Source organism: Vibrio sp. 10N.239.312.C11 (assembly GCF_041466065.1).
In the GTDB taxonomy this organism is placed as follows: domain Bacteria; phylum Pseudomonadota; class Gammaproteobacteria; order Enterobacterales; family Vibrionaceae; genus Vibrio; species Vibrio tasmaniensis_A.
The window spans coordinates 1-1,739 of sequence record NZ_JBFSRZ010000130.1; the positions used below are offsets into that span (position 1 = coordinate 1).

Below are 1,739 nucleotides of genomic sequence, written 5' to 3' on the forward strand. Positions count from 1 at the left end.
TGATCAGATCGTAGGTTCTTGATTTAGTTCCATTGAATTACGCAACAAAGCCTATTACTATATCCAACTTGTATTCCTATCTCATAAATTCACTAGGGTGTATAACGCCCAATTAAGTAGCTGACAACGCTACCAATACACTCAAATTTAACACCGAAATCACTGAAGCTAAACCAAACTGAAAATGCTAAGCGTTGACAGTCTGCTTAAATTGCTTGTTAGTTGAATTCTTCCACTGACCTACATTTAGGAAAAGACGAGCAACCCCAAAACTGTTTACCTTTATTTTCCCCACGCTTTGTTTCACGCACAACCATTTCAGAGCCGCAACGTGAACATTGCTTTAGATTTTCCTTTGAAGCGACCAACTCTCTAACGTGTTTCCTATGCTTTAGGTCTGTAACAACGCCCTTTTTGAGCTTAACTTCGGTTATCGCTTCGATAATTTGAACGTACTCAGTATCTGTAAATACAGGCTGTATATACTGCTTAATGTAATCCAAGCAACCTCGCGCGTAGGTAACATTATTAGGCATATCTGTCTTAAACGTACTATCACCGATAAAAACGATGACCGAATGCAACTTAGATGAATCAATGCTCAATAATGACTCTAGGGTTTTGACGTGTTTATAATTTTGATGAAGAGGGTTCTGGAATTTAGACGTATGACGATAGATTTTTTGAGTCCATTGCTTTTGACTTTTTGAGCCAAAGATCCAACCTTTCATATTCTTAGTTTCAACAACGAAAATACCAAACTTAGAGACAACAACGTGATCAATTTGTGTTGTGCCTTCTTCTGTGGGTAAAGTTACATCTTTGATTAATGTGTAATCTGACGCAGGCAAGTGCGACAACAATTTGTTTACTAAAAACTCTCCGAATACACCTTTAAACCACCGACTCTTGAATATCGAGACAACAAGTAGCAAAGGTACAACATACCAGACTTGAGCCAAAGCACCTGATAGTAATCCTAATATATCCACGAAACTTCCTTATTCAACTAACGCCCAATTAAGTAGCTGACAACGCTACCAATACACTCAAATTTACCACCATAATCACTGAAGCCAAACCGAGCTAAAAATGCCAAGCGTTGACAGTCTGCTTAAATTGCTTGTTATAAGCGCGTTTTAGCATAAACCATCGTACTATCGAGCTCACCTGACGGCAGTCGCCTAGAGTTAATTAATGTTGCTTCAACCTCATAACCGCAACGAATTGCAACAGCCTGACTCTTGAGGTTTGACGCTGCCATTTTAATTTCCACTCGTCGTGCTGATAAGTCATCAAAAGCATATTGTTCAACCAAACCAACAGCTTCAGTTATGTAACCAAAACCAGTTTTTGAAGTTTGTAACCAATAACCAATTTCAAAATATGGCACTGATTTATCTCTGACAATAAAACCTACTACGCCTATAAACAGCCCGGTTTTCTTTTCAATGATATTAAACCAAAACTCTCCAATGCAACGGGAGAAATTCACCATTGCTTCCTTAGTATTATCTTCAAGAACTTGTTTAGATAATGCCCCTGAAACCCAAGGTAAAAATTGAGAGAGATCTTGCTGAGATTCTTCAATAACCCCATGCATAACATCAATATAATTTAAGGACGGGGGTACCAATTTAAGTCTTTCACTTTCCATCTAAACTCCGATACTAGGAAGTGCTTATAACGCTTAAGTATTTATCCGTTGTCGTAGCACAATGGATAAATACCTGTTGGAC

Annotated in this window: 2 protein-coding genes; both read right to left on the reverse strand. The window is 38.2% G+C overall.

From position 1 onward, the window contains the following. Positions 1-218: 218 nt before the first annotated feature. A complete protein-coding gene (locus AB6D07_RS22920; RefSeq protein ID WP_009846794.1) occupies positions 219-992 on the reverse strand; it encodes an NERD domain-containing protein in 774 nt (257 codons plus the stop codon). A 134-nt stretch (positions 993-1,126) separates the two neighbouring features. Continuing rightward, positions 1,127-1,657, reverse strand: coding sequence for a GNAT family N-acetyltransferase (locus tag AB6D07_RS22925; RefSeq protein ID WP_017104282.1), 531 nt, complete (start codon positions 1,655-1,657; stop codon positions 1,127-1,129). Positions 1,658-1,739: the final 82 nt, after the last annotated feature.

What these genes read in the sequence shown, in the direction of transcription:
- AB6D07_RS22925 (WP_017104282.1), bottom strand. Translation starts at nt 1,657, where the DNA reads ATGGAAAGTGAAAGACTTAAATTGGTACCCCCGTCCTTAAATTATATT.